The 22,278-nt window shown below is 51.0% G+C and carries 25 protein-coding genes and 2 tRNA genes; 12 read left to right on the top strand and 15 right to left on the bottom strand.

All coding sequences use genetic code 11. From position 1 onward, the window contains the following. The first annotated feature begins 14 nt into the window (after nucleotides 1–14). Nucleotides 15–1,502, top strand: a complete 1,488-nt coding sequence (amyA, locus tag BWI76_RS18370; RefSeq protein WP_064371576.1) for an alpha-amylase — start codon at nucleotides 15–17, stop codon at nucleotides 1,500–1,502. Between the two features lie 49 nt (nucleotides 1,503–1,551). Here amyA and yedD read toward each other — a convergent pair whose 3' ends face one another. Next, nucleotides 1,552–1,965, bottom strand: a complete 414-nt coding sequence (yedD, locus tag BWI76_RS18375) for a lipoprotein YedD (protein ID WP_064343405.1) — start codon at nucleotides 1,963–1,965, stop codon at nucleotides 1,552–1,554. Between the two features lie 454 nt (nucleotides 1,966–2,419). Between yedD and rcsA the strand changes: the two genes are divergently transcribed. Beyond that, a complete protein-coding gene (gene rcsA, locus BWI76_RS18380; protein WP_004136600.1) occupies nucleotides 2,420–3,043 on the top strand; it encodes a transcriptional regulator RcsA in 624 nt (207 codons plus the stop codon). 41 nt (nucleotides 3,044–3,084) lie between these two features. Here rcsA and dsrB read toward each other — a convergent pair whose 3' ends face one another. After that, nucleotides 3,085–3,273 (bottom strand): protein DsrB, encoded by a 189-nt coding sequence (gene dsrB, locus BWI76_RS18385; RefSeq protein ID WP_004136599.1) that lies wholly within the window; start codon nucleotides 3,271–3,273, stop codon nucleotides 3,085–3,087. 132 nt (nucleotides 3,274–3,405) lie between these two features. Here dsrB and yodD point away from each other — a divergent pair, with 132 nt between their 5' ends. After that, nucleotides 3,406–3,621 carry a YodD family peroxide/acid resistance protein gene (gene yodD / locus BWI76_RS18390; RefSeq protein ID WP_004136598.1) on the top strand — a complete coding sequence of 72 codons (216 nt, stop codon included), beginning with the start codon at nucleotides 3,406–3,408 and terminating at the stop codon, nucleotides 3,619–3,621. A 329-nt stretch (nucleotides 3,622–3,950) separates the two neighbouring features. Here yodD and dgcQ read toward each other — a convergent pair whose 3' ends face one another. The 3 genes from dgcQ to BWI76_RS18405 all read right to left on the bottom strand — a co-directional run bounded on the left by dgcQ (nucleotide 3,951) and on the right by BWI76_RS18405 (nucleotide 6,892). Beyond that, complete coding sequence (gene dgcQ, locus BWI76_RS18395) at nucleotides 3,951–5,618, bottom strand: cellulose biosynthesis regulator diguanylate cyclase DgcQ (protein WP_004136593.1); 1,668 nt, start codon at nucleotides 5,616–5,618, stop codon at nucleotides 3,951–3,953. Between the two features lie 107 nt (nucleotides 5,619–5,725). Continuing rightward, nucleotides 5,726–5,905 carry a YodC family protein gene (locus BWI76_RS18400; RefSeq protein ID WP_004122136.1) on the bottom strand — a complete coding sequence of 60 codons (180 nt, stop codon included), beginning with the start codon at nucleotides 5,903–5,905 and terminating at the stop codon, nucleotides 5,726–5,728. Between the two features lie 75 nt (nucleotides 5,906–5,980). Beyond that, nucleotides 5,981–6,892 (bottom strand): DUF808 domain-containing protein, encoded by a 912-nt coding sequence (locus BWI76_RS18405; protein WP_004136590.1) that lies wholly within the window; start codon nucleotides 6,890–6,892, stop codon nucleotides 5,981–5,983. A 183-nt stretch (nucleotides 6,893–7,075) separates the two neighbouring features. Between BWI76_RS18405 and yedA the strand changes: the two genes are divergently transcribed. After that, nucleotides 7,076–7,987, top strand: coding sequence for a drug/metabolite exporter YedA (yedA, locus tag BWI76_RS18410; protein ID WP_004136588.1), 912 nt, complete (start codon nucleotides 7,076–7,078; stop codon nucleotides 7,985–7,987). On the opposite strand, the gene BWI76_RS18415 is transcribed toward yedA, so the two are convergent. From BWI76_RS18415 to drpB, 4 genes are read right to left on the bottom strand one after another with little or no spacing between them, the layout of a single operon-like run. Beyond that, a complete protein-coding gene (locus BWI76_RS18415) occupies nucleotides 7,962–8,456 on the bottom strand; it encodes a very short patch repair endonuclease (protein ID WP_004136586.1) in 495 nt (164 codons plus the stop codon). The two genes, yedA and BWI76_RS18415, sit on opposite strands and share 26 nt — an antisense overlap. After that, nucleotides 8,437–9,870: a DNA cytosine methyltransferase gene (locus BWI76_RS18420; protein WP_024359896.1), complete on the bottom strand. Its 1,434-nt coding sequence runs from the start codon at nucleotides 9,868–9,870 to the stop codon at nucleotides 8,437–8,439. Before BWI76_RS18420 ends, BWI76_RS18415 begins: the two co-directional genes overlap by 20 nt. Nucleotides 9,871–9,926: 56 nt before the next feature. Continuing rightward, on the bottom strand, nucleotides 9,927–10,622 hold the full coding sequence (locus BWI76_RS18425) for a phosphohydrolase (RefSeq protein WP_004136584.1): 696 nt from the start codon (nucleotides 10,620–10,622) through the stop codon (nucleotides 9,927–9,929). Nucleotides 10,623–10,664: 42 nt separating this feature from the next. After that, nucleotides 10,665–10,946 (bottom strand): cell division protein DrpB, encoded by a 282-nt coding sequence (gene drpB, locus BWI76_RS18430; protein ID WP_004136582.1) that lies wholly within the window; start codon nucleotides 10,944–10,946, stop codon nucleotides 10,665–10,667. 624 nt (nucleotides 10,947–11,570) lie between these two features. On the opposite strand from drpB, the gene BWI76_RS18435 reads away from it, so the two are divergent. From BWI76_RS18435 to BWI76_RS18450, 4 genes are all read left to right on the top strand, one after another. Next, nucleotides 11,571–12,641 (top strand): porin, encoded by a 1,071-nt coding sequence (locus tag BWI76_RS18435; protein ID WP_004136580.1) that lies wholly within the window; start codon nucleotides 11,571–11,573, stop codon nucleotides 12,639–12,641. 483 nt (nucleotides 12,642–13,124) lie between these two features. After that, entirely contained in the window at nucleotides 13,125–13,514 is a 390-nt protein-coding gene (locus BWI76_RS18440; RefSeq protein WP_004136578.1) for a GtrA family protein, read from the top strand. Further along, a complete protein-coding gene (locus BWI76_RS18445; RefSeq protein ID WP_004136576.1) occupies nucleotides 13,511–14,503 on the top strand; it encodes a glycosyltransferase family 2 protein in 993 nt (330 codons plus the stop codon). Before BWI76_RS18440 ends, BWI76_RS18445 begins: the two co-directional genes overlap by 4 nt. Then, nucleotides 14,500–15,957 carry a glucosyltransferase domain-containing protein gene (locus BWI76_RS18450; protein ID WP_004136574.1) on the top strand — a complete coding sequence of 486 codons (1,458 nt, stop codon included), beginning with the start codon at nucleotides 14,500–14,502 and terminating at the stop codon, nucleotides 15,955–15,957. The genes BWI76_RS18445 and BWI76_RS18450 overlap by 4 nt, the downstream gene beginning before the upstream one ends. Before the next feature lie 446 nt (nucleotides 15,958–16,403). On the opposite strand, the gene BWI76_RS18455 is transcribed toward BWI76_RS18450, so the two are convergent. Beyond that, nucleotides 16,404–16,493, bottom strand: a tRNA-Ser gene (locus BWI76_RS18455). Nucleotides 16,494–16,583: 90 nt separating this feature from the next. On the opposite strand from BWI76_RS18455, the gene mtfA reads away from it, so the two are divergent. Together mtfA and BWI76_RS18465 are read left to right on the top strand one after the other, a co-directional pair. Then, nucleotides 16,584–17,384 (top strand): DgsA anti-repressor MtfA, encoded by an 801-nt coding sequence (gene mtfA / locus BWI76_RS18460; RefSeq protein ID WP_155553273.1) that lies wholly within the window; start codon nucleotides 16,584–16,586, stop codon nucleotides 17,382–17,384. Nucleotides 17,385–17,484: 100 nt separating this feature from the next. Further along, nucleotides 17,485–17,560: transfer RNA gene (locus BWI76_RS18465), tRNA-Asn, on the top strand. A gap of 200 nt (nucleotides 17,561–17,760) precedes the next feature. Here the strand turns inward: BWI76_RS18465 and BWI76_RS28575 are convergent. The 3 genes from BWI76_RS28575 to BWI76_RS18475 form a co-directional block, all read right to left on the bottom strand. After that, nucleotides 17,761–17,973: a zinc-binding dehydrogenase gene (locus BWI76_RS28575; protein WP_064371577.1), complete on the bottom strand. Its 213-nt coding sequence runs from the start codon at nucleotides 17,971–17,973 to the stop codon at nucleotides 17,761–17,763. Next, the gene (locus BWI76_RS28580; protein WP_024359964.1) at nucleotides 17,963–18,193 is read right to left on the bottom strand and encodes a zinc-binding alcohol dehydrogenase family protein; all 231 of its coding nucleotides are present in this window, start codon (nucleotides 18,191–18,193) and stop codon (nucleotides 17,963–17,965) included. Before BWI76_RS28580 ends, BWI76_RS28575 begins: the two co-directional genes overlap by 11 nt. A 71-nt stretch (nucleotides 18,194–18,264) precedes the next feature. Further along, entirely contained in the window at nucleotides 18,265–18,654 is a 390-nt protein-coding gene (locus tag BWI76_RS18475; RefSeq protein ID WP_004136570.1) for a RidA family protein, read from the bottom strand. A 140-nt stretch (nucleotides 18,655–18,794) separates the two neighbouring features. On the opposite strand from BWI76_RS18475, the gene BWI76_RS18480 reads away from it, so the two are divergent. Then, complete coding sequence (locus BWI76_RS18480) at nucleotides 18,795–19,715, top strand: LysR family transcriptional regulator (protein WP_004136569.1); 921 nt, start codon at nucleotides 18,795–18,797, stop codon at nucleotides 19,713–19,715. A 157-nt stretch (nucleotides 19,716–19,872) separates the two neighbouring features. Here BWI76_RS18480 and BWI76_RS18485 read toward each other — a convergent pair whose 3' ends face one another. Next, complete coding sequence (locus BWI76_RS18485; protein ID WP_024359967.1) at nucleotides 19,873–20,775, bottom strand: LysR family transcriptional regulator; 903 nt, start codon at nucleotides 20,773–20,775, stop codon at nucleotides 19,873–19,875. Between the two features lie 126 nt (nucleotides 20,776–20,901). On the opposite strand from BWI76_RS18485, the gene BWI76_RS18490 reads away from it, so the two are divergent. Continuing rightward, the gene (locus BWI76_RS18490) at nucleotides 20,902–21,309 is read left to right on the top strand and encodes a cupin domain-containing protein (RefSeq protein WP_004136567.1); all 408 of its coding nucleotides are present in this window, start codon (nucleotides 20,902–20,904) and stop codon (nucleotides 21,307–21,309) included. Here the strand turns inward: BWI76_RS18490 and BWI76_RS18495 are convergent. Beyond that, nucleotides 21,257–22,201, bottom strand: a complete 945-nt coding sequence (locus BWI76_RS18495) for an alpha/beta hydrolase (RefSeq protein WP_004136565.1) — start codon at nucleotides 22,199–22,201, stop codon at nucleotides 21,257–21,259. The two genes, BWI76_RS18490 and BWI76_RS18495, sit on opposite strands and share 53 nt — an antisense overlap. Between the last annotated feature and the right edge of the window lie 77 nt (nucleotides 22,202–22,278).

Consider the following 22,278-nt stretch of genomic DNA (forward strand, 5'->3'; position numbering starts at 1 on the left):
CTGGAGCATGGAAGATGAAAAACCCCACGTTACTGCAGTGCTTTCACTGGTACTACCCCACCGGCGGCGAATTATGGCGTGAAGTCGAGGCCCTGGCGCCGAACCTCAATGAAATCGGTATCAATATGATTTGGCTGCCCCCAGCTTATAAGGGAGCCTCCGGAGGATATTCGGTCGGTTATGACTGCTACGATCTGTTTGATCTCGGCGAGTTCGATCAAAAGGGGTCTGTCGCCACTAAATACGGCGATAAAACCCAGCTACTGGCCGCTATCGCCGCGCTGCGCCAGCACGATATCGCCGTGCTGCTCGACGTGGTGGTCAACCATAAAATGGGCGCGGATGAGAAAGAGCCGGTACGCATTCAGCGTGTTGATCAAAACGACCGCACGCAGATCGCCGATGAGATTGTTGAGTGTGAAGCCTGGACGCGCTACACCTTCCCGGTACGGGCCGGCCAATACTCTGAATTCATCTGGGATTATAAGTGCTTCAGCGGCATCGATCATATCGAGAATCCCGACGAAGATGGCGTGTTTAAAATCGTCAACGACTATACCGGGGAGGGATGGAACGATCAGGTCGATGATGAGATGGGTAACTTCGACTATCTGATGGGCGAAAATATCGACTTTCGTAATCGGGCGGTGACCGAGGAGATTAAGTACTGGGCGCGCTGGGTGATGGAACAAACCGGCTGCGACGGCTTCCGTCTCGATGCGGTTAAGCATATCCCCGCCTGGTTTTATAAAGAGTGGATCGACCACGTCCAGGAGGTCGCGACAAAACCGCTGTTTATCGTCGCGGAATACTGGTCGCATGAAGTCGATAAGCTCCAGCAGTATATCGCCATGGTTGACGGCAAGACGATGCTCTTCGACGCCCCCCTGCAGATGAAATTCCATGAAGCCTCGCGGCAGGGTCGCGATTACGACATGAGCCAGATTTTTAGCGGCACGCTGGTGGAAGCCGACCCGTTCCACACTGTGACTCTGGTGACTAACCACGACACCCAGCCGCTGCAGGCGCTGGAGGCGCCGGTTGAGGCCTGGTTCAAGCCGCTGGCCTATGCGCTGATTTTGTTACGTGAGAACGGCGTTCCGTCAGTCTTTTATGCCGATCTGTTCGGCGCCAGCTATGAGGATACCGGCGGCGACGGCGAGACCTACGCCATTGAGATGCCGGTGATCGAGCAATTACATGAGCTGATCGATGCCCGTCAGCGTTTTGCTCACGGCGTACAAACGCTGTGGTTCGACCATCCGAACTGTATCGCCTTCAGCCGAAGCGGCACCGAGGACGATCCGGGCTGCGTGGTGGTGCTTTCCAACGGCGACGACGGCGAAAAAACGCTGCCTCTGGGCGAAAACTACCGTAATAAACGCTGGCGGGATTTTCTCGGCAACCGTGAGGAGGTCATTGAAACCGACGATGAAGGAAACGGCATCTTTACCTGTAACGGCGGCAGCGTCAGCGTCTGGGTTATTGAAGAGGTGCTGTAAAATACGGGGAAACACCGCGGGCTGAGAAGGTTTTCAGCCCGCAAAAAGCTTATTGTCCGTTTTTATCCGCCGACGCTTTTTTCCGTGCCAGTTCACACTCCGGGGTGAGACGATCCACCCTTTTAAGCGTCATCCGATCGTAGCTCAGGGTATCGCCTTCGCGCTCAATCGGATAGACGTCCAAAGCGGAGGTGACGTTATAAACCGCGTCATCACGCTTCATTAATTTCCCCGGCAGGACGATGACCCGCTGCCACTGACGACAGTCAAGCGTGTCACCCTGTTTAGTCACTATCAGGCTGGCGATCGCCTCCGGGCTCATCATCTCGCTCTGCGGGCCTGCCGATTGCCAGTATCCTTCCAGCCCTGTCGGCGCTGGCGCTTTAACAACATCGCTGTAGCTATCAACCTGAACGCACCCGGCGAGGGTCAGCAGAGCTGCAGCAAACACTATCTTTTTCATCATCCATCCCACAAACCGATAAAAAAACATTGTGGCATTAAAGCGTTAAGCTCGCCACCCTTCCCGGATCGGGGAGCGGCGCAGCAAGACGCGGCCGGCTCAGCCAATATGGCTAAAAATTGCCTTCGAATGTTAAGTTATTCTTACTCATCTTATAAAACCGATAAATCAGAAGATGTTATTTTAACCATTCAATATAAGGATAATCCTATTTTAAAATACCGCCATAATGGCCATCCTATATATGACGGGTATTTAATGTTTTTATTTCCTCCACATAGCGATTTGTAGCCTTTACTTTGAGAATATTCCTGGCAAATTATGGGGCTTATACGAAATAGTTCAGGCTGCCTAATGGTTTCATGGCAGCAGTCGTTTTAATTGCTAACTAAATGGACTTCATCGCTTGTCGGCGAGGAATAAATTATCGTTACGTGTTGATTGAGGATGGGTCATGTCAACGATTATTATGGATTTGTGCAGCTTCACCCGGCTGGGATTAACCGGGTACCTCACTGGCAGGGGGGTAAGGAAGCGAGATATCACTGAAGTACACAGTGCGCCAAGCCTGAAAGCCCTCTGTGAGACCAGCCGACCTTCAGTGGTATTTATCAACGAAGATTGCTTTATTCATCATGAAGACAGCAACCAGCTAATCCGGCAAATCATTAGCCAGTATCCTGCGACGCTATTTGTGATCTTTATGTCGCTGGCGAATATTCATTTCAACCACTACCTGCTGGTGCGCAAAAACTTACTTATTTGCTCTAAATCTCTGACCGAAAAAGACCTCGATGACATTCTCGCCATCCGCCTGAAATATGAGAACTATCGTGCCGCCCGGCTTAATATCCCCACGCTGTCTTTAAGCCAGACCGAGTCAAATATGCTGCAGATGTGGATGGCTGGTCACGGAACCTCGCACATATCAGCGCAGATGAACATTAAGGCGAAGACCGTCTCATCGCACAAGGGCAATATTAAAAAGAAAATTCACACCCACAATAAACAGGTGATTTATCACATCGTACGACTGACTGAAAACATCACGTCCGGAATTCATGTCAACCTGCGTTGAAAGACGCTGGCGGCCGCTGCCGCCAGTTCACTTACGGCAAGTCACTCGTCCCGCTCAACGAAAATACCGTCGGGATGCCCGTTCTCGTTAAAAAACCAGATGCCGAGCGGATAATCTTCCAGCGAAACCAGATACATCACCCCTTCGCTAAACGACTCTATCGCCAGCACAACACCCGATCGACGTGGGCCGCCATCGGTCTTCACCGTGACACGATCGTTTACCTGCATAACTCATCTCCTCTATTTTTGAGCCAGTGTAGAACAAAACAGGCGATCGCGCAGTGTCCGGCCCGGTAACTGCTGTTTTTGTAGACCGTCTATACTTAAGAGGCCCTATCTGAGTTAAGCGAGGTAGCCGAAATGAAAACCGCCAAAGAAAATAATGGCGCAGGCGGCGTTGATGTTGACGCCCTGCTGGCGGCGATTAATGAAATCAGCGAAAGTGAAGTGCAGCGTACGCAAGACGATCCCCACCGCGTCAGTATTGATGGCCGGGATTACCATACCTGGCGCGAGCTGGCTGAGGCCTTTGAACTCGATATCCATGACTTCAGCGTCACCGAAGCCAACCGCTGAATTCTGCGCGAAAAAAATCCCGACTCGCAGGAGTCGGGATGAAGCTTGCTAATGCAAGAAGCACTTGAAAATTCGTTACACCAGGATTTCCGATGCGCTACAAACATTACCCTCAATTATTTTGCATGACAACAAACATTCATGAAGCAAATTATTGAAAAATGTGGCTTAGCATTACCGCCACGCTGGCAAAGCTCGCCAGGCAAGGACTGCAACCCTTCGTTCTTCTACGAACGTCCGATTGCCGCTAAACGATTTTTAAGAATAATCTCACTAAAATAACCATAGTGGATGATTTCAATTCAATTTATTTACAAGAGAAATTTCTTTCACCCTTCGGCACAGACCCGATCGCGCCCGTTCTGCTTGGCCAGATACAAGCGATGATCGGCGACTGACTGCAAATTTTCGAAGTTATATTCGCCGGTATCATCGCTACCGCTCACCCCAAGCGAAGCGGTAATACGCAAAGAAATGCTGTTACCCAGCAAAATTTCGCGGCTATTGATCCGGATACGGATCCGTTCAGCAATCACCTGCGCTTCTTTTAACGGGGTATTGGGCAGCACAATACAAAACTCCTCCCCGCCAACCCTCCCCGCCAGATCGCCTTGCCGAATATGGCTGGCGATAGTGCTGGCCACCAGCGACAGCACGCGATCCCCCGCGTGATGACCGAAGCGATCGTTAACGCTTTTAAAATAATCCAGATCGAGCTGAATTACCGCCACAGGCCGCTTCAGACGCTCGCTCAGGCGAGTTTCCGCAATGGCACGTTCAAACAGCGCGCCGCGGTTTAATAAACGGGTCAGCGCATCATGCCAGGCCTGCCATTCCAGCGAGGTCTGCAGCACGCTCATGTTGCGCACCATTCGACGAATGACCAGCCAGGAGATCAGCAGCATCAAAGTGAACATTAACCACATCAGCATCAGCGCGATGGTGATGCTGCCAAAATCACCGCGGACCCCTTCCTGGATAGTATGGATACGGATCAGCACCCCATCAAAATTGCGTAAATTTTCCCAGCTGATATAGCGCGTGACCAGGCGAATTCCGCCCTGATTCTCATGGGAAGAGGCGCGGCTTAGCATCTCCTGTTCACGCGGCGACAGCAGCGTCAGCACGTTGCCCGGCGCGGAGGAGGCAATTAAATTGAGTCGATTATCATAAAGCTGGTACTCACCTTCCTCGCCCGTTTTGATCGCATTGACCAGAAATGTTTTCATCTCCTGTACCGAGAAATCCATCGCCAGAACGCCGAGCCAGTAGCGCTGGAAATCAAGCGGAATAGACGCCGTCACCACCTGCATTTCGCGCTGCGATTCATCATCGGGAAACGTTTGCCACACAATACCGCGAGCAGGATTATTCCGCTGCGTTTGTCGGGTAAACCAGGCGGCGCCTGTTGCCCGCGAATAGAGAGCCAGCGCCTGCGTCGAATTTTTCGGCAGCTCGGTCGTCGTAAAAAAACCGCTGCGCGACACGTACAGCATGCGTTTCGCAAATCCACGGTTGTTATTGGCCAGACGCAGCATATAACCCAGCTCCAGTGTGGCCATGAGCTCATTTCCGGAAAAGGGATTATCACGGGAAAGCAGCGCGTCGCTGTCGACAAAGGCATCCGCGACGCCGTAGATCGGCAGCGTCCGGCGGTTATGGATCTCAACCGACCATATGGGATCGTGCCGCTTTGTTAAGTAATCCTCTTCGGCCTTGCGCAGCGCGGCAAAATCCAACGGCGTACCCAACGCCGACCGCATACCGTTGCGAAAAAAAATCATTCTGTCGATATTAAACTGCAGCAAACTGTCGAACTCATGGGCCACGTTTTCAAGATTATTGCGCTGGTTTGCAACGTAGGCTTCTTCCAGGACCTTGATCTCACGCCATATCAGCAGCGTGGAGAAGCAGAAGACGATAAAAAAACAGAGGTTAACCACATATCCGGGGCTTAAAATCTGACGCAATTTTTCCACCCACATCAGCTTATCCATCGTTTTCTCGCAGCACAGTTAAAGAAGCAAACGTCATCCACGCTCCCTGTTTGTAAAATAATCACTATTATGAAAACGCCCGACGAATGCCGGGCGCTGATAAAGGGTCAGGTGCGATTCGACTTCCCTCCCCCTCCGCGAATAAGTTCATCCTCACGAAACGCCTCGCGCTTAACGCCGTAACCGTCATACCAGCGGCACTCCACCATGCCGCTGGCGAACCCGGTAACGACCATGCGGGGGCCACCGTTTTTTCGCCTCACTTCATCACTGACCAACAAGACCATTTTTGCCTCCGGTATCAGGAAGAAACAGATTTACCTTAGACGAAGCTGAACCACTTTGCATGAGCAGGAGCACATTTACTTCGCCGGACGACGAAGAGCGCCAATCGCTTTCACACCGGCCAACACAATAGCGCCAATGATGAATCCCAGCACCAGGTTGGCGACCGTTGGCAGCAGCGAGGCAATCACCGCATTCTGCCCATGGGCCAGATTTTCAATGGCATGGTGCAGCGGCGTAATACCGTGCACCACAATGCCGCCGCCGACCAGGAACATCGCCAGCGTGCCAACGATGGACAACACTTTCATCAGGCGGGGCGCAATCGCCAATAAAGCCTTGCCTGACCACTGCGCCAGCGAACTGGTTTTCTCCACCAGCCAGTAGCCCATATCATCAAGCTTGACGATGATCCCCACCAGACCGTAAACCCCCACCGTCACCAGCAGCGCGATGCCGGACAAAATCAGGATCTGATTTAATAACGGCGCTTCAGCCACAATCCCCAGCGTAATCGCGACAATTTCAGCCGACAGAATAAAATCGGTACGTATTGCCCCTTTCACTTTATCCCGTTCAAAAGCCATGGGATCCTGGCTCGCCAGGGCCTCAAGCCGCTGCCGGCGAACCTGCGGATCCTCTTTATGCTTCCGGGCCTGCAGACTGTGCAGCACCTTCTCGACGCCTTCGAAGCAGAGAAACGCCCCCCCCAGCATCAGCAGCGGGGTAATCGCCCACGGGATAAAAGCGCTGATCAATAACGCCAGCGGTACCAGGATCACTTTATTGATCAGTGAGCCTTTGGCTACGCCCCAAACGACCGGCAATTCGCGGTTGGCCCGCACGCCGGTGACCTGTTGAGCATTAAGCGATAAATCGTCTCCCAATACGCCTGCCGTTTTTTTTGCTGCCAGTTTCCCCATGACCGAAATATCATCGAGTAAAGTGGCAATATCATCCAATAAGGTTAATAGACTACTTCCCGCCAAAATTGCATTCCTTCATTTATGGTTGTTCCTCCTGAAGTATGAAGCAAAAGCGCTTTTTCGCCCACCAGTGTCCATAGTCAACAAAAATTTAACCATAGCAGGCGAATTAAAGCGCTCGCCAGCACGCGAGTTTTCACGTTTACTATATCTCCCCTTTCTGTCTCTGCACCGTCGTGAGGAAGTATGTCTACCCGTCAGCTGTTGCCGCTCATCGGGGCGTTGTTTGCGCTGTATATCATCTGGGGTTCCACCTATTTCGCTATCGCCGTCGGCGTCGCCAGCTGGCCCCCGCTAATGATGGCTGGCGTGCGCTTTCTTTCCGCAGGCGCGGTGCTGACCGCCTGGCTACTGGCAACCGGCCATAAGCTCCCTGCGCGAAAGCCCCTGCTCAACGCGGCGCTGATTGGCGTGTTACTACTGGCCGTGGGGAATGGTTTTGTCACTCTCGCCGAGCACCAGCACGTACCTTCCGGTATTGCGGCGGTCATGGTCGCGACGGTGCCGCTGTTCACCCTGTGCTTTAGCCGTTTTTTTGGTATTGCGACCCGCAAACTTGAATGGCTGGGTATCGCTATTGGTCTCGCGGGGATCGTACTGCTCAACAGCGGCGGCAACCTGAACGGTAACCCCTGGGGCGCGCTGCTAATACTTATCGGTTCAATGAGCTGGGCGTTTGGTTCCGTCTACGGCTCGCGAATCGAGCTACCGACGGGGATGATGGCGGGCGCCATTGAGATGCTGGCGGCAGGCGTCGTGCTGATGATCGCCTCCACGCTAACCGGAGAAAAATTAACCCAAATGCCGTCGTGGTCCGGCATTTTTGCCGTCGCCTATCTGGCGATCTTTGGTTCGCTTATCGCCATCAACGCCTATATGTATCTGATTCGCAACGTTACACCTGCCGTGGCGACCAGCTACGCCTACGTTAACCCGGTGGTCGCCGTGCTGTTGGGCACCGGTTTTGCCGGCGAAAGCTTATCCGCCGTAGAGTGGCTGGCGCTGGGAATCATCATCTTCGCCGTCGTTCTGGTCACGCTCGGCAAGTACCTGCTTCCGGCTCGCCGCGACATCACCTCCTGTAAGGCGCAGAAGTAACGTCTAACAGACCTATACCTTGCGTATCGATCTGCGCGCAGTTCCCTCCGCCGCAGATCCACTCCTCCAGCCGTTCCCCCAGCGCTTCGTCGCTGAGCTTCTGGCGCCCTCGCAGCGCGCACTCCCAGACCACCAGCACTCGCCATCCCTGCTCCGCCAGAAGGCCGATATCACGGCGATCGCGCGCCACGTTTTTGGCTATTTTATCCAGCCAGAACTCAGTTCGCGTCGCGGGGACCTTAAACAGGTAGCAATTATGATGATGCCAGAAGCAGCCGTGGGTAAAGATAACGCACTGATACTCGGCCACCACAAAATCCGGGCGGCCGGGCAGCGCGGCATCCTGCACGGTAAAGGAAAATCCTGCACGCGCCAGCAGTCCCGCCAGCCGTTTTTCAATCGCCGTATCGCGGGTGCCGATCGCGCGCATGTTTTTACTGCGGGTGGCTTTATCGTGGACATCGGCCATGGTCAATCTCTTGCTCACGGCAAGCCACCGCTCTTGCTATACGCGGCGCCAGCAGCTTCGCTACCGCCGCAAAGACCGGCACGACAACCGAATTGCCAAACTGGCGATAGGCCTGGGTATCCGATACCGGAATACGAAAATGGTATCCCTGCGGCGCTTCAAATCCCATCAGACGCGCGCACTCGCGGGGAGTCAACCGACGCGGACGCCGAAGCTGGTTCTCCGCATCGTCAAAAGACTTTTCGCCTAAAGGCCGATCCCAACCGCGATCGATAAGGATCTCCGCGCCATCTTTGTAGTAGCGGGCAGACAGCGTACGCGCCACGCTGCGCGGATTCTTGGGGTCAACGAGCCCGTAGCCAAAACCGTTCCCTCGCTCCTGATGCTTGCGCGCATAGCGATAGAGATATTTCCACAGCACTCTGGTGAGGATAAATTTGTCGTCAACCACGGGTTCCAGCAGCTCGCCGAAAGTTGGGCGAACGGAGGGATAGAGAGTGGCGATATCGCGCAGGGTGAATCCCTCATGCAGCTTGAGGTCGCGCCGAAAACCCACCAGCACAATGCGTTCCCGGTGCTGAGGTAAAAAATGACGCCCGTCGATCACTTTCGGATCATCCGCTCCGGTATGCGCCGCATCAGCAACCTCATAACCCAGCTCATCCAGCGTCTGCATAATGATACGAAACGTCCGCCCCTTATCGTGGCTCTTCAGGTTTTTGACGTTCTCCAGAACAAATATCGGCGGCTGCCGGGCGGCGATAATCCTGACTACGTCAAAGAACAGCGTCCCCTGCGTTTCGCAGGCAAATCCGTGGGCGCGGCCAAGGGCATTCTTCTTCGATACGCCGGCGAGCGAAAAAGGCTGGCAGGGAAAGCCGGCCAGCAGAACATCATGCTGCGGGATTGTCTGGCGAATGTGCTGCGCCGCGTCTTCATCGCTCACCTCGGGGAGATGGCTCAACGTGACGTCGCGGATATCTTCATTGAAACAATGCTGCTCAGGATCGCAGTACCAGTTGGCTTTATAGGTGCGCACCGCATGTTTATTCCACTCGCTGGTAAACACGCATTGCCCGCCAATCGCCTCGAAACCATGACGAATGCCGCCGATACCGGCAAACAGATCGACAAAGCGGAATCCATAATGCGGATGATGCGCAGGCGGCTGCGGCAAGAGCGTGCGCAGGTGGGCCTGCTCCTGCGCAGTTATACGACCTGCCGCGCGCGTTACCGTCGCAACGCGCTTCAGTATAGCCGGGCTCCAGTGCTGCTCGCCGACGGCAACCAGCTGCGCGACCAGCGTTTTGACATCATATATCGCCATCAGCTGGCGCAATAGCGCCTGCGCATCTTCTCCGGTATGTTCAACCTTCAAAGACGGGGGATTTTCCTTGGATAAATTTTGCGCCATAACCTCAACCAGCCCGACTATTTTTGCAGAGGTTACCATAAATAGCGCAGCCAGTTTTACGCGAGTGGGTTAAAGCGCTGCAAAACCTCGTCATCAATAGCCATCGGGTCTCCACGAAGCTCCGCGCTGAGCTTGGCCATAAACTGCACCAGAAAGCGCGCATTGTGTATCGCCATTGCCCGGCCCTTTTCAGTCTGCATCGTTTGCGGTAAACGCAACAGCTTGCACTGGAAGTGATCCAGCGCGTAGGTTTTATCATTCAATTCCCGCCGGTCGGCAAAGGGATCGCTGGCATCAAACAAGATATTGTTCAGCGCGCCGGACACGGCAAAAACGCGCGCCAGGCCAATCGCCCCCAACGCCTCGAGTCGATCGGCGTCCTGAACGATTTTCGCTTCTTCGCTTCGCGGAGCAATCGCCGCGCTAAAACTGTGCGCTTCAATAGCGTGTAAAACCGCCGCGTAGCGTTCAGCGGGGAAATCAGGAAAAGCTGACTGGAGGATAGCCAGCGTTTTTTCCGCCGCCATCGCAGAAGAGCGGCTACGCTCAGGATGGTTTTTCGCCAGGCTGACGATGTCATGAAAATAGCAGGCGGTCAGGATCACCAGACGGTCAGCATCCGTATCTTCGGCCAACCGCTGCGCTGTAGCCCATACCCGGCGGAAATGCGAAATATCATGAGCCGCATCCCCTCGCGCGTGATGTTCGGTTAGCCAGGTTTCAAATCGTTGCTGCCAGTGAAAAAGGTCCATGCACGTTCCTTAGGTAACAGGCCAGCAACGAGCATAGCAACTTTATTCGTGATGTTCATAGATCTGCGCATTAGGGCGCGTGTACCAGGCAATTGCGCCAAGAATGGCCCCCACGATGCCTAACACCAGAAATCCCAACAGAGCGCCAATCCATTTCCCTGCCGTTGAACCAAGTTCGCCATCAATCGTAGCGCCGGGCACGCTTTGAATCTGCCCGACAACCCACCAGTAACGCGCCATCGCCCAGAGGAAATAACCACAAAAAGCATAAAATGCCCACAGCGCCAGTTTCCCACCAGGACTTCTTTTCGCTTTATCTTCCATTCATTTGCTCTCCGTGAACTCAACAAGCAACATCACTTGCCAGTCAAAAATAGTGATATCCATCACATTATATAGCGAAAATTCTTGCAAGGCAGCAGATCTCTCTACCCGATGCATTTTTGTGCATCATCCAGCTTCTTTGTCATAATGCCGGCTATATATTCAATGAATTTATTCCATTTTTAAATAATACAAATTTATGAATGGCATTTAATTTCTGGCTCTTTTTCACTCACCCTCCTCCGATCCGCATTTCACCAGTCATTACTCTTACTCAGATCATCCTCTGAAAGATAAACCTACGTTTAAAGACGTGCGAAACAATTATTCGTAAAATAAATATTAAATAACAACATATAGGATGCATGAAACTTATCTACAACAAAATCCAATCAACGAAGAAGCATAAGTCTATGTTATTAAAAGCCATAAATGCGGGAAATAAATTATCACAAAACAATATAATTTTAATATAATGAATATAACGGAAACATTTTGTAATATTAGATATAATTTAGTTACATATTTAATTTAAAGAAAAATGAACTTAATCGCTAGTATCAAATAGTCACCCCGGAAGGAATGACACAATTCATATTAATTATGATTAAAAGGGAATATATAATGAAAAGAAAAGTACTGGCAATTCTGGTTCCAGCTTTATTAGTCGCTGGCGCGGCTAATGCAGCAGAAATCTATAATAAGAACGGCAACAAACTGGATTTCTACGGCAAAATGGTTGGCGAACACATCATGACCCATGATGGCGACAACAACAATTCTGACGATACCTCCTATGCGCGTTTCGGCATTAAAGGCGAAACCCAGATTAGCAGCGAATTGACCGGTTATGGCCAGTTTGAATACAACATCAAAGCGGACAAACCGGAAGGTCAGCAGGGCAGCGCTACCCGTTTAGCATTCGCCGGTCTGAAATTCAGCGACTACGGTTCATTCGATTATGGTCGTAACGACGGCGTGGTTTATGACGCGGCAGGTTATACCGATATGCTGGTTGAGTGGGGCGGCGACGGCCTGGTTTACACCGACAACTTCATGACCGGTCGTACCAACGGTGTTGCAACCTACCGTAATACCGACTTCTTCGGCATGGTTGATGGCCTTAACTTTGCTCTGCAGTATCAGGGTAAAAATAACGACACCACCGCGAAAAAATCAAACGGTGACGGTTTCGGTTTCTCCGTTAACTACAACATCGACGGCTTCGGTTTCGTTGGCGCCTACAGCAACTCCGATCGTACTGATGAGCAAGCTGCGGACAAGCGGGGCGAAACAGCTGAAGTCTGGAACCTGGCGGCTAAATACGATGCAAATAATCTGTATGCATCAGTCATGTATGGCGAATCCCGTAACATGACTCCGCTGGAGAAAACGACTTTTGGCAGTTTTGCCAATCACACCCAGAACATCGAAGCCGTTGTTCAATATCAATTTGATTTCGGCCTGCGTCCGTCCCTGGGCTATGTCTACGCGAAAGGTAAAGACCTTGGCGCCAAAGAAGACACCAATGCGGATATCATGAACTACGTTGAATTGGGTACCTGGTACTACTTCAACAAAAACTTCAACGTTTACACCGCATACAAATTCAATCTGATCGATGATGAAGACGCGGCGGTAAGTGGCGCAGCCACTGACGATCAGTTCGCTGTAGGTATCACCTACCAGTTCTAAGATTGTCTCATTAACCTAAAGCCCGCTTAATGCGGGCTTTTTTCGTTGTCACCCCTAAACCACCTCCTGGGGAGGTGGTGATTGATCCTGCAAGTCTTTAGCCTTAAGAATGCCCATGCCGGAAAATCATTTGATGCTAAATTCAGTCCTGAAAATTTCAGTTACAAGGAGGTGACTAAGCAGGAAGAGTAGCAAATTAACAAACACCGCAGGGCTGCCTGGTAATCGCCGCACCAGAACTCACGCCTCCGATAGCTCTCCGGCTTTTATATCCTCGCCATTCGGCATAATCATGTCCAAACAAACTCGGGTGGAGAAGCGTAAAACAATACCCACAGAGGAATATGTCTACTGTAATAAAAACCCTGGTTGACACAGACCACGAGTTGGCGTCAAATACTTATATTCCAGGAGCTCATTGCTTATATCAATTGCGCATTCAGTCTCTTAACTGCCCCTTTAAAAATTGATGTAAATCAATAAATGATTAATCATACCTTGAAAAAAAACACATCCAGAGAAGCGGTCAGGTACATTATCGTTGGCCTGGCAAATACAGCAATTACGGCAGTTGCTATATTTGGCCTGATGCAGGCCGGCATGGGAGTCTACCCTTCAAACGCAACAGGATATGTCGTTGGCATTATTTTCAGTTTTGTTATGAATGCGAAGTTCACTTTCTCAAAGACATTGAGCCCTCTGAGGTTTATCAAATTCGTATCCACATGCGCTTTTTGTTATATTTTAAATTTAATAGCAATAAAAGTTTTTTTCATCGTCATACCTAATGCTATCTATACAGCACAAGTTGTAGGTATGATTATTTACACTACAGCTGGTTTTATTCTAAACAAATACTGGTCAATGAAATGAAAGAAATTAATATAAACAACGCGAGGAGTCAAATACCTTCGTTAGCAATCGTTGTTCCTTGTTATAATGAAAAAGACGCCTTCCCATACTGTCTGGAGGGGCTCACCACTATATTAAAAAACCTCCTGGCAAAAGAAAAAATCGCTCGAAATAGTTATATCCTCTTTGTCGATGATGGCAGTAAAGACAACACCTGGGAACAAATCAAATCCACATCACAGGAAAAGTCATTCATCCGCGGCCTGAAATTATCAAGGAACCGGGGCCATCAGATAGCCCTGCTGGCGGGGTTGGCAAACGCGGATACGGACGTTACCGTAAGTATCGATGCAGACTTACAGGATGATATAGGTTGCATTGAGAAAATGATAGACAAATATAATGAAGGGTTTGAGATTGTTTATGGCGTACGCGACAACAGGAGTAGTGACTCAGTATTCAAAAGGGCAACAGCCAATAAATTCTATTCTCTGATGTCAGGGCTCGGTGTCAATCAGGTTCCTAACCATGCGGACTTTAGGCTTCTTAGCCGTACCGCACTGACAGCATTAAAGGATTTTAAAGAACAAAATTTATATTTAAGAGGGCTAATTCCGCTGTTGGGTTATAAGTCTAGCAGTGTTTATTATAGCAGAGATGAAAGGGTTGCAGGCGAATCAAAATACCCCTTGAAAAAGATGGTAGCACTGGCGTTAGAAGGAATAACATCTCTGACAATTACCCCGTTACGTATGATCGCCGCCGCTGGGGTTATCACATGCCTTCTATCTTCACTAGCTGCAATCTATGCCTTCATTGAGAAGATTTTGGGAAATACCGTTGCGGGTTGGACATCTGTAATGATTGCGATTTTCTTCCTTGGCGGTGTCCAGATGCTTTCTTTGGGGATAATTGGCGAATACGTTGGGAAAATATATATGGAATCCAAAAATCGGCCAAAATATTTTATCGAAGAGGTAGCAAAGCACGAAATGAGAGGCGAGCAATGAACACTGAGGACGAACGGATGTCTCCTTGCACTAAAAAAGTTATTGCCATGCTTTACCTTGCAGCAATTTTCTTAGTTTATAGCCCAACTATTATATTTAGTTACGCATTTTCAGACGATTGGTCGACACTATCCGATGTTTTTTCAGGGAAAGGTTCTCCGTTTCAATGGGATATGCAATCCGGCAGACCCTTGTATGCCGTTGCCAGGCGACTTGGCTTTACGCTAGTTCATAATATCAATGACCTTGCCTATCTTAGATTTTTTACCATAATAACGGTATTTGCGCTTTGCTTTTTCCTCTTTTTATTTATAGAAAAAAGAAACATATTCGAGCGTAACATCACAACAATTACCCTCCCTTTATTAATAGGCCTGACGCCGGCAATACAGGTATATAGTGCATGGGCGACATGTTTCCCGTTTGTACTCTCTATACTCCTTGCCGGAACAAGTTACGCTACATTAAAACCCGTAAACAAGAACACGACAATTATAAGATTTGCAGCATCCATCATTATTCTATGGTTTGCATTTGCTATATATCAACCAACGGCGATGGCATTTTTATTTTTCGTCATGCTTGATAACTGCCTGAAAAAAGACAAGCCATTTTCCATGAATATTGTTTTAATCAGTGGCGCCGTTTTATTTATCGGCATGCTTGGCAGTCTGCTGTTTTCAAAATTTGTACCCGTATGGTTATATGGCAGTTCAATTGCACGTGCCGAGTTAACTAATAATCCACTTGAGAAATTACAATGGTTTATAAAAGAACCATTGATTAACGCCATCAACAACTTTAATATAACCCCAGGCCCCTTATTCACAACTCTCTCATTAATAATTTGCGCAATAGGTTTACTTTCAATAATAAAAGGTAAATCAGGGCCTATGAAAGTTCTCATGTTCATTATCATGGGGATTGGTGCCTACTCTCCAAACTTACTAGTCAAGGAAAACTGGGCTGCATATAGGTCGCTGATAGCACTGGAATTTTTCATATGCGCTCTTATAATTATTGGGGTAGATGCCTTGACAAGCAAACTCAATATAGCAAAAAAAGCGCTACCCATATTGACGGTATTCGCGATGATCGCCGCATCATACAATATCTTTAATGGTTTCATTATCCCACAAAAATCGGAGTTAAACGCATTAGCAAGCGCGCTTTCCTACAAGGTGGGAAAAACATTTACAGGGGATGTTCTTTTTGACATTCAAGATCCCGCCTATAATGCCTTTACTAAAACACAACGTTATGACGAGTTTGGCAATATTTCCCTTGCGGCCCCCTGGGCTATCAAGGGGATGGCGGAGCAAATCTTAATTAGCAAGTCAATGCATTTCAGGCTTCCAGAGAATGTTATTCTGACGGCAAAGGAGCAATGCACCACTGATTGCATCATTATAAAAACGGGCGATGCCATGAGGAGTTCAACCACTCACTATTGAAACTTTTCATCATTCCCGCATACAGGCACATGATCCCGCGCCAGATCCGCGCGGGATAGTTTTTATCAAGGCCGCTCCGGCCAGGGTCATAAGTTTCTCTATCGCCTCATAGCGCTCACTCGACAACAAACCATGCTTTTACTGCTTTCCTGAGTTCGCTCCTTTTCATCCATCATCCATTCTCTTTAAGATACTCTTACAGAATCCGTGTGTAGCAAGGGCAGTTAACTGCTTTGTTATCAGGGATGCGCAACGGGCTAAGTTATTGTTAAGAGTGTGAGCTTGTGAGCTAAAGAGGATAAAAGTGGATGCCCAACAAGAGGCAACATGGTAAAAAAGACAGCGTTAGAGGCGAGAAAACAGAGCGATAGAAAGAAATTTTAATGCAGGGATTCATGCAGGGCAAAATCAAAAGCGCTTTGTGACTGATTGATTTTGTTGAAAAGTGGCGGAGAGAGGGGGATTTGAACCCCCGGTAGAGTTGCCCCTACTCCGGTTTTCGAGACCGGTCCGTTCAGCCGCTCCGGCATCTCTCCGCTGTTGAGGTTGCTATAATGCCAGGTTCTTTGGCATTTTAATAGTTCCTGTCTCTTTAATTCAGTTCAAGTGACGACTTTGCGAGCAATATGATATTTAAATGGCCCTGGAAAGCAGATGAAGAGTCCGGCAACGCGGAAATCCCCTGGGAAAAGGCGCTTGCCATTCCCGTATTAGCCAACCTCTCCGAACATGAGCAGCAGCAGCTAGTGCAGATGGCTTCCCGCTTTTTGCAACAAAAGCGTCTGGTTGCCTTACAGGGGCTCGAGCTTACTCCCCTGCACAGCGCTCGTATCGCGCTACTGTTTTGCCTGCCGGTTCTCGAGCTGGGTATCGAATGGTTAGATGGTTTTCACGAAGTGCTTATCTACCCTGCCCCGTTCGTCGTCGATGACGAATGGGAAGATGATATCGGCCTGGTGCATAACCAGCGAATCGTACAATCAGGTCAAAGCTGGCAGCAGGGGCCGATTGTTCTCAACTGGCTGGATATTCAGGACTCCTTCGATGCGTCCGGTTTCAATCTGATAGTCCATGAAGTGGCGCATAAGCTGGATACCCGCAATGGCGATCGCGCAAGCGGCGTACCCTTCATCCCCCTGCGTGAGGTAGCGGGCTGGGAACACGATCTCCATGCCGCTATGAACAATATTCAGGATGAGATAGACCTGGTCGGTGAAAGCGCCGCGAGTATCGATGCGTATGCGGCCACCGACCCTGCCGAATGTTTCGCCGTGCTCTCTGAATACTTCTTCAGCGCGCCAGAGCTATTTGCTCCCCGCTTTCCCGCGCTTTGGCAGCGTTTCTGCCTTTTTTATCGTCAGGATCCGCTGAAGAGATTACGTGAGAATAGCCCGCCAGATGATAGCGATAACCCGGTAGTACACTAAAACAACGACCTGCGCTAAATTTAGCCATTTGAATCAGCAAGTTAAATTTGGTGTTGACACAAAAATACGAGACCAGTAGTATTCGCCTCGTTCACACGATTCCTCTGTAGTTCAGTCGGTAGAACGGCGGACTGTTAATCCGTATGTCACTGGTTCGAGTCCAGTCAGAGGAGCCAAATTTGAAAAGCCTGCTTTTGAAGCAGGCTTTTTTTATTTTCATTTCCTCCTCCACAGCGGAAGAATTTTGGGATCAAGTGGGTTCAATGACGGAGTACCCCAAATGTCCCTTAACGCCTCAAAAACAGAAAGTGAGTACCATTACAAAACTCTTCTAAGACAGTCTTACCGCCACTCGCTCATACTGGTCAAACCCGCCTCATGGTTTCATAACGATGCGGCCAAGCGATTTCGCTGTCTCAGCGAATTTATGGGCCGCGGCAGCGTTAGCCTGGGGGAAGATGCGGTAAATGACAACCCTGATGCGCCCTGCAGCTACAGCCTGCAACATGTCGTCCACACGTGTCCGAACTCCGTGCCTTTCAAAAAGGGGTCCTATGAATACCCCCATGAGTGTCTGGTTAGACTGCATTGGCGACCACAGATCGACAGTCAGACTGCCCGCGGCCGCGTAGCCGACGACCCATGAAGGACAAGGAGGCGGCGTTGAACGGCGGTTGATCAGATCCCCCTTCAATTGAGATAGCCTCGACAGAAATCAGAACGTCGTCAGGTTCCGCGACCGGATCGGGAATATCGACATATTTCAGGACGCCGGGAGCGCCTTGCACGTCATAACCCGCTGCTTTCACAAGTATTCCTCCATCTCTCTGACCACTCGGCAGTCACCACCATCGCCCGCTGCCACACGGCTCCGTAACGCTTAGGGCAGCCTGGCAATCACCTTAATCTCAAACTTGAATCCATACAGCCACGTCACGCCGATCCCGGTCAACGTAGGGTAAGGCGCTTCCCCCCAATATTCTGGCAGGATACTCCAGATAGCGTCGAGGTTTGACTCGGGATCGACGACAAAGAGGGTAACGTCAACCACGTCACCGAACGTGCAGCCCGCAGCCGCGAGGACAGCATTAAGATTATTGAATGCCAGCCTGACCTGCGCTTTCAGATCGGGCTCAGGCGAACCATCCTCCCGGCTACCAACCTGCCCCGAAACGAACAAGAAACCGTTAGATTTGATGGCCGGTGAATAGCGATTGCGCTCATAGAGAGCCTGTCGACCGGAGGGGAAAACGGCTTCACGTGCTGTCATGTTTGTACCTTTGTAATGGGGCAAAATCAGCCCGGTGAATATAAAGACACTTTACAGGTGCAGGATCGGGCGGATAAACAAGCGACTTTGTTCATCATTGTTTGTAATATCCAAACAATCGGTGAAAATGAGGACCAGGAATGGATCGTTTCGATGCGATGCGCGCCTTTGCTCGCGTGGTGGAGGCAGGTAGCTTCACAAAGGCTGCCCAAACGCTTCATATGAGCAAAACCACGGTGACGCAACTCATTCAGCAGCTAGAAGCGCGCCTGCGCGTCAAATTGCTCCATCGCACCACCCGCAGGCTCGGTGTGACTCCCGATGGCGCGGTCTACTACGAGCGCGTCATTCGCCTGTTGGCGGACATGGAGGATGCTGAGAACAGCCTGTCCAGTGCGGCGATGACGCCCAGGGGACGGCTACGGGTGGATGTGCCCAGTCCACTGGCCCGCCTCATCCTGGTGCCGGCGCTACCGGTTTTCCACGCACGTTACCCTGATATCCAGTTCGACATGGGCGTGAGTGACCGGGTGGTGGATCTGATCGGCGACAACGTGGATTGCGTCCTGCGCGGTGGCGAAATCAACGACCAGTCCCTGATCGCACGCCATGTCGGCGATTTGCAAATCGGCGTCTACGTCGCCCCCAGTTACGTGAAACGCCTTGGCGCCCCTGCGCACCCGCGAGAGCTGGAAAACACCGACCATCACATAGTGGGATTCTTATCCTCACGCACCAGCAAGATTGATCCTCTGGTATTGCGCAGTGAGAGTGAACATATTGAAATCACGGGCAGTTATGTACTTGCCGTGGATGATGGCAATGCTTACCTCGAAGCTGGCTTAGCCGGGTTAGGCGTGATTGCGCTGCCGGTCTATATGGCGGCAGCGCATCAGGCTGCTGGCTCTTTGATTCCGTTATTTACACAATGGCGTATCAGTCCAATGCCTCTGCACCTGGCGTTTCCGCCGAACCGCCATGTCAACGCCAAACTGCGCGTTTTTATTGATTGGATCGTTGAATTGATGCAGCAGCATGTCCCCAATTCCAACTATAAGTAACGACATCCCAGCCCCCAGATTCTCTCATCAGCGTCGATTGGCGATCATTCTGATGGTCTTGACAGAGGGAATGCTGATTTAGCGTATTTATTTGCCGGTTACTGGCAACGTCGACCCCGGTCAGTTTAAGAAGCCCGCAACCATAGCGCTGCCGACATCACTCCCTGCGGTGCCAACGCAGCGCGTCAACCACCAGCGTAAACGCCGCCGGAAGATGCTGTCGGCCCGGGTAATACAGGTAATATCCCGGAAAATTAGGACACCACTCGGCGAGCAGCGGCACCAGTGCTTGCGTGGCAATATGTTGCGCCGCTAAGTCGCGGGGAACATAGGCAATCCCTGCCCCGTCCAGCGCGGCCTGCATCATCAGAAAGGTATTGTTGAACACGGTTTGTCCTTCGACACGAACGCTGGTTTTCTGGTCCCCCTTTTCGAACTCCCAGGCGTACAGCGCGCCGTGGGTGGGCAAACGCAAATTAATGCAGTTATGCGCCATCAGATCCTCAGGTCGTTTTACCGTCGCCCTGCCGGAGAGATAGCCGGGGGCGGCGACCACCGCCATCTGCACATCGGGCGTTATGCGCACCGCAATCATATCCTTATCCACCTGATCGCCCATACGCACGCCGGCATCAAAGCGTTGGGCGGCAATATCGGTGAGTTCATATCCGACGCTGAATTCGATATTGATATCCGGATGTTGATTTAACAAGGGCTGCAGGCGAGGCCAGAGCACGGTGACGATGGCGTGATCGTTCGCGGTAATACGCACCGTTCCGGCGGGTTTATCTCGTGAAGCGCGCAGTGAAGCCAGTTCAGTCTCAATTTCATTCAGCCGCGGCGCAAGCACCGCAAGCAGGCGGGTCCCGGCATCGGTTGGCGAAACGCTGCGCGTGGTGCGGATTAATAACCTCACCCCGAGGCGCTCTTCCAGCCCGAGCAGCGTATGGCTCAGCGCTGAACGGGATACGCCCAGGATGGCTGCGGCCCGGGTGAAGCTTCGCTCCTGGGCCACCGTGGCAAAGGCCTGCAAATCGTTAAGTTTTTCTTTGCTCATCATTGGTGAATTATGTGCACCAGTGTATTCATATTTGAGCATCTTATCATTTAATCGAACCTTCTCTACACTTTGTTCCGTGAGCCGTAATGGCTAGCTTGAAGCCCGAAACTGAAATGTGGAGACACCATGAACCAACAATTTGACGGTAACGGTATCTTCCCCAAGGGGAAGAAAAACGAGGCTTATGCGCAGTATTTTCAGGGCACCAGCTACCTGAATATGCTCTCCACGGAAGGCGTCAATATCGGCAATGTGGTGTTTGAGCCCGGCTGTCGAAACCACTGGCATATCCACCATAAAGGCGGACAAATCCTGCTGGTAACCGGCGGACGCGGCTGGTATCAGGAGTGGAATCAACCGGCGCGTGAGCTTACCGCCGGGGATGTGGTGAATATTCCTGCGGGGGTCAAACACTGGCACGGTGCGGCCGCCGATAGCTGGTTTGCGCATCTTGCCGTTGCCGTCCCTGCAGAAGGGGCGTCTAACGAATGGCTGGAGCCGGTCGCCGACGAAGCGTACCGTCTGCTACCTTAAGCAGCGCGCTTTGCAACGAGGCGTTAAACATCTCCCCATGAGACAGCCCGGGATAAGGCCACCAGTTGACCGCCACGCCCTTTTTCTTAAGCAGAGAAACCGTCTGCAGGACGTTGCCCCGGGTCTCTTCTGCCCCTGCGGAAGAGACCCGCTGCGTCGCAACCGCCCCTTCCATCAGGTACAGGGACTTCTGGCTAAACGCATCGGCTTTTGCCTCAGCCATCTTATCTAACAGCGAGGCATTGCCTCGTCCCAGGGAAGGACTGGCAGAAAAATAGATCCGGAAGCGGGATGACGCCAGCCAGGAATCAATAATAAATAATCCGCCGTAGGAGTGCCCCCAGATCGCCCGTCGCCGCGGGTCAATCTTCATCCCGCGCTCAACGTTTTCCACGATAGTATTCTGTAATAGCTGGCGAAATGCCTCGCTACCGCCGCTTTTGCGCGAGTCCCGCCCGCTATCGGCAGAATTCTCTTTGACGGTCGGCCGGTAGTCATAGGCTCTGGCGTTCTGATCAAAGGGCAATGTCGTTTGATAGCCCACGGCCACAATAACGGGCGGCGTTTTTTGCGTAAGCTGCGCAAGCAGCGAGTCGGACACCCGGTCCATCACCGCGTTGCCGTCCAGAGCGTAGAGAATGGGATACCCCTCTGCTGGCGGTGCCGCGTTCGGTATCGCGGTCCAGACCTTATAATGCCGTTCGCCGTCAAGCGAATCGAAATAAGCAACGTTGAAGTGATAATACGCGGAGCCGCGGTCGGCGATATTCGGCCCTAACGGTCTCATATCCGGTTTGGCGTCAGCGTTAATGCCGTAGAACGCGCAGACCAGCGCGGCGATAAAAATCCGCCCTTTAGGCGGATAAGCAGAATAAAACTTACGGATTAACATCGATTGATTTTTCCAGCACGCCATCATTAATGATAATGATTGCCAATATCAATCTCAATTGCAAGCGAAGGGGAGAT

The organism is Klebsiella sp. M5al (assembly GCF_002090195.1).
Lineage (GTDB): Bacteria > Pseudomonadota > Gammaproteobacteria > Enterobacterales > Enterobacteriaceae > Klebsiella > Klebsiella grimontii.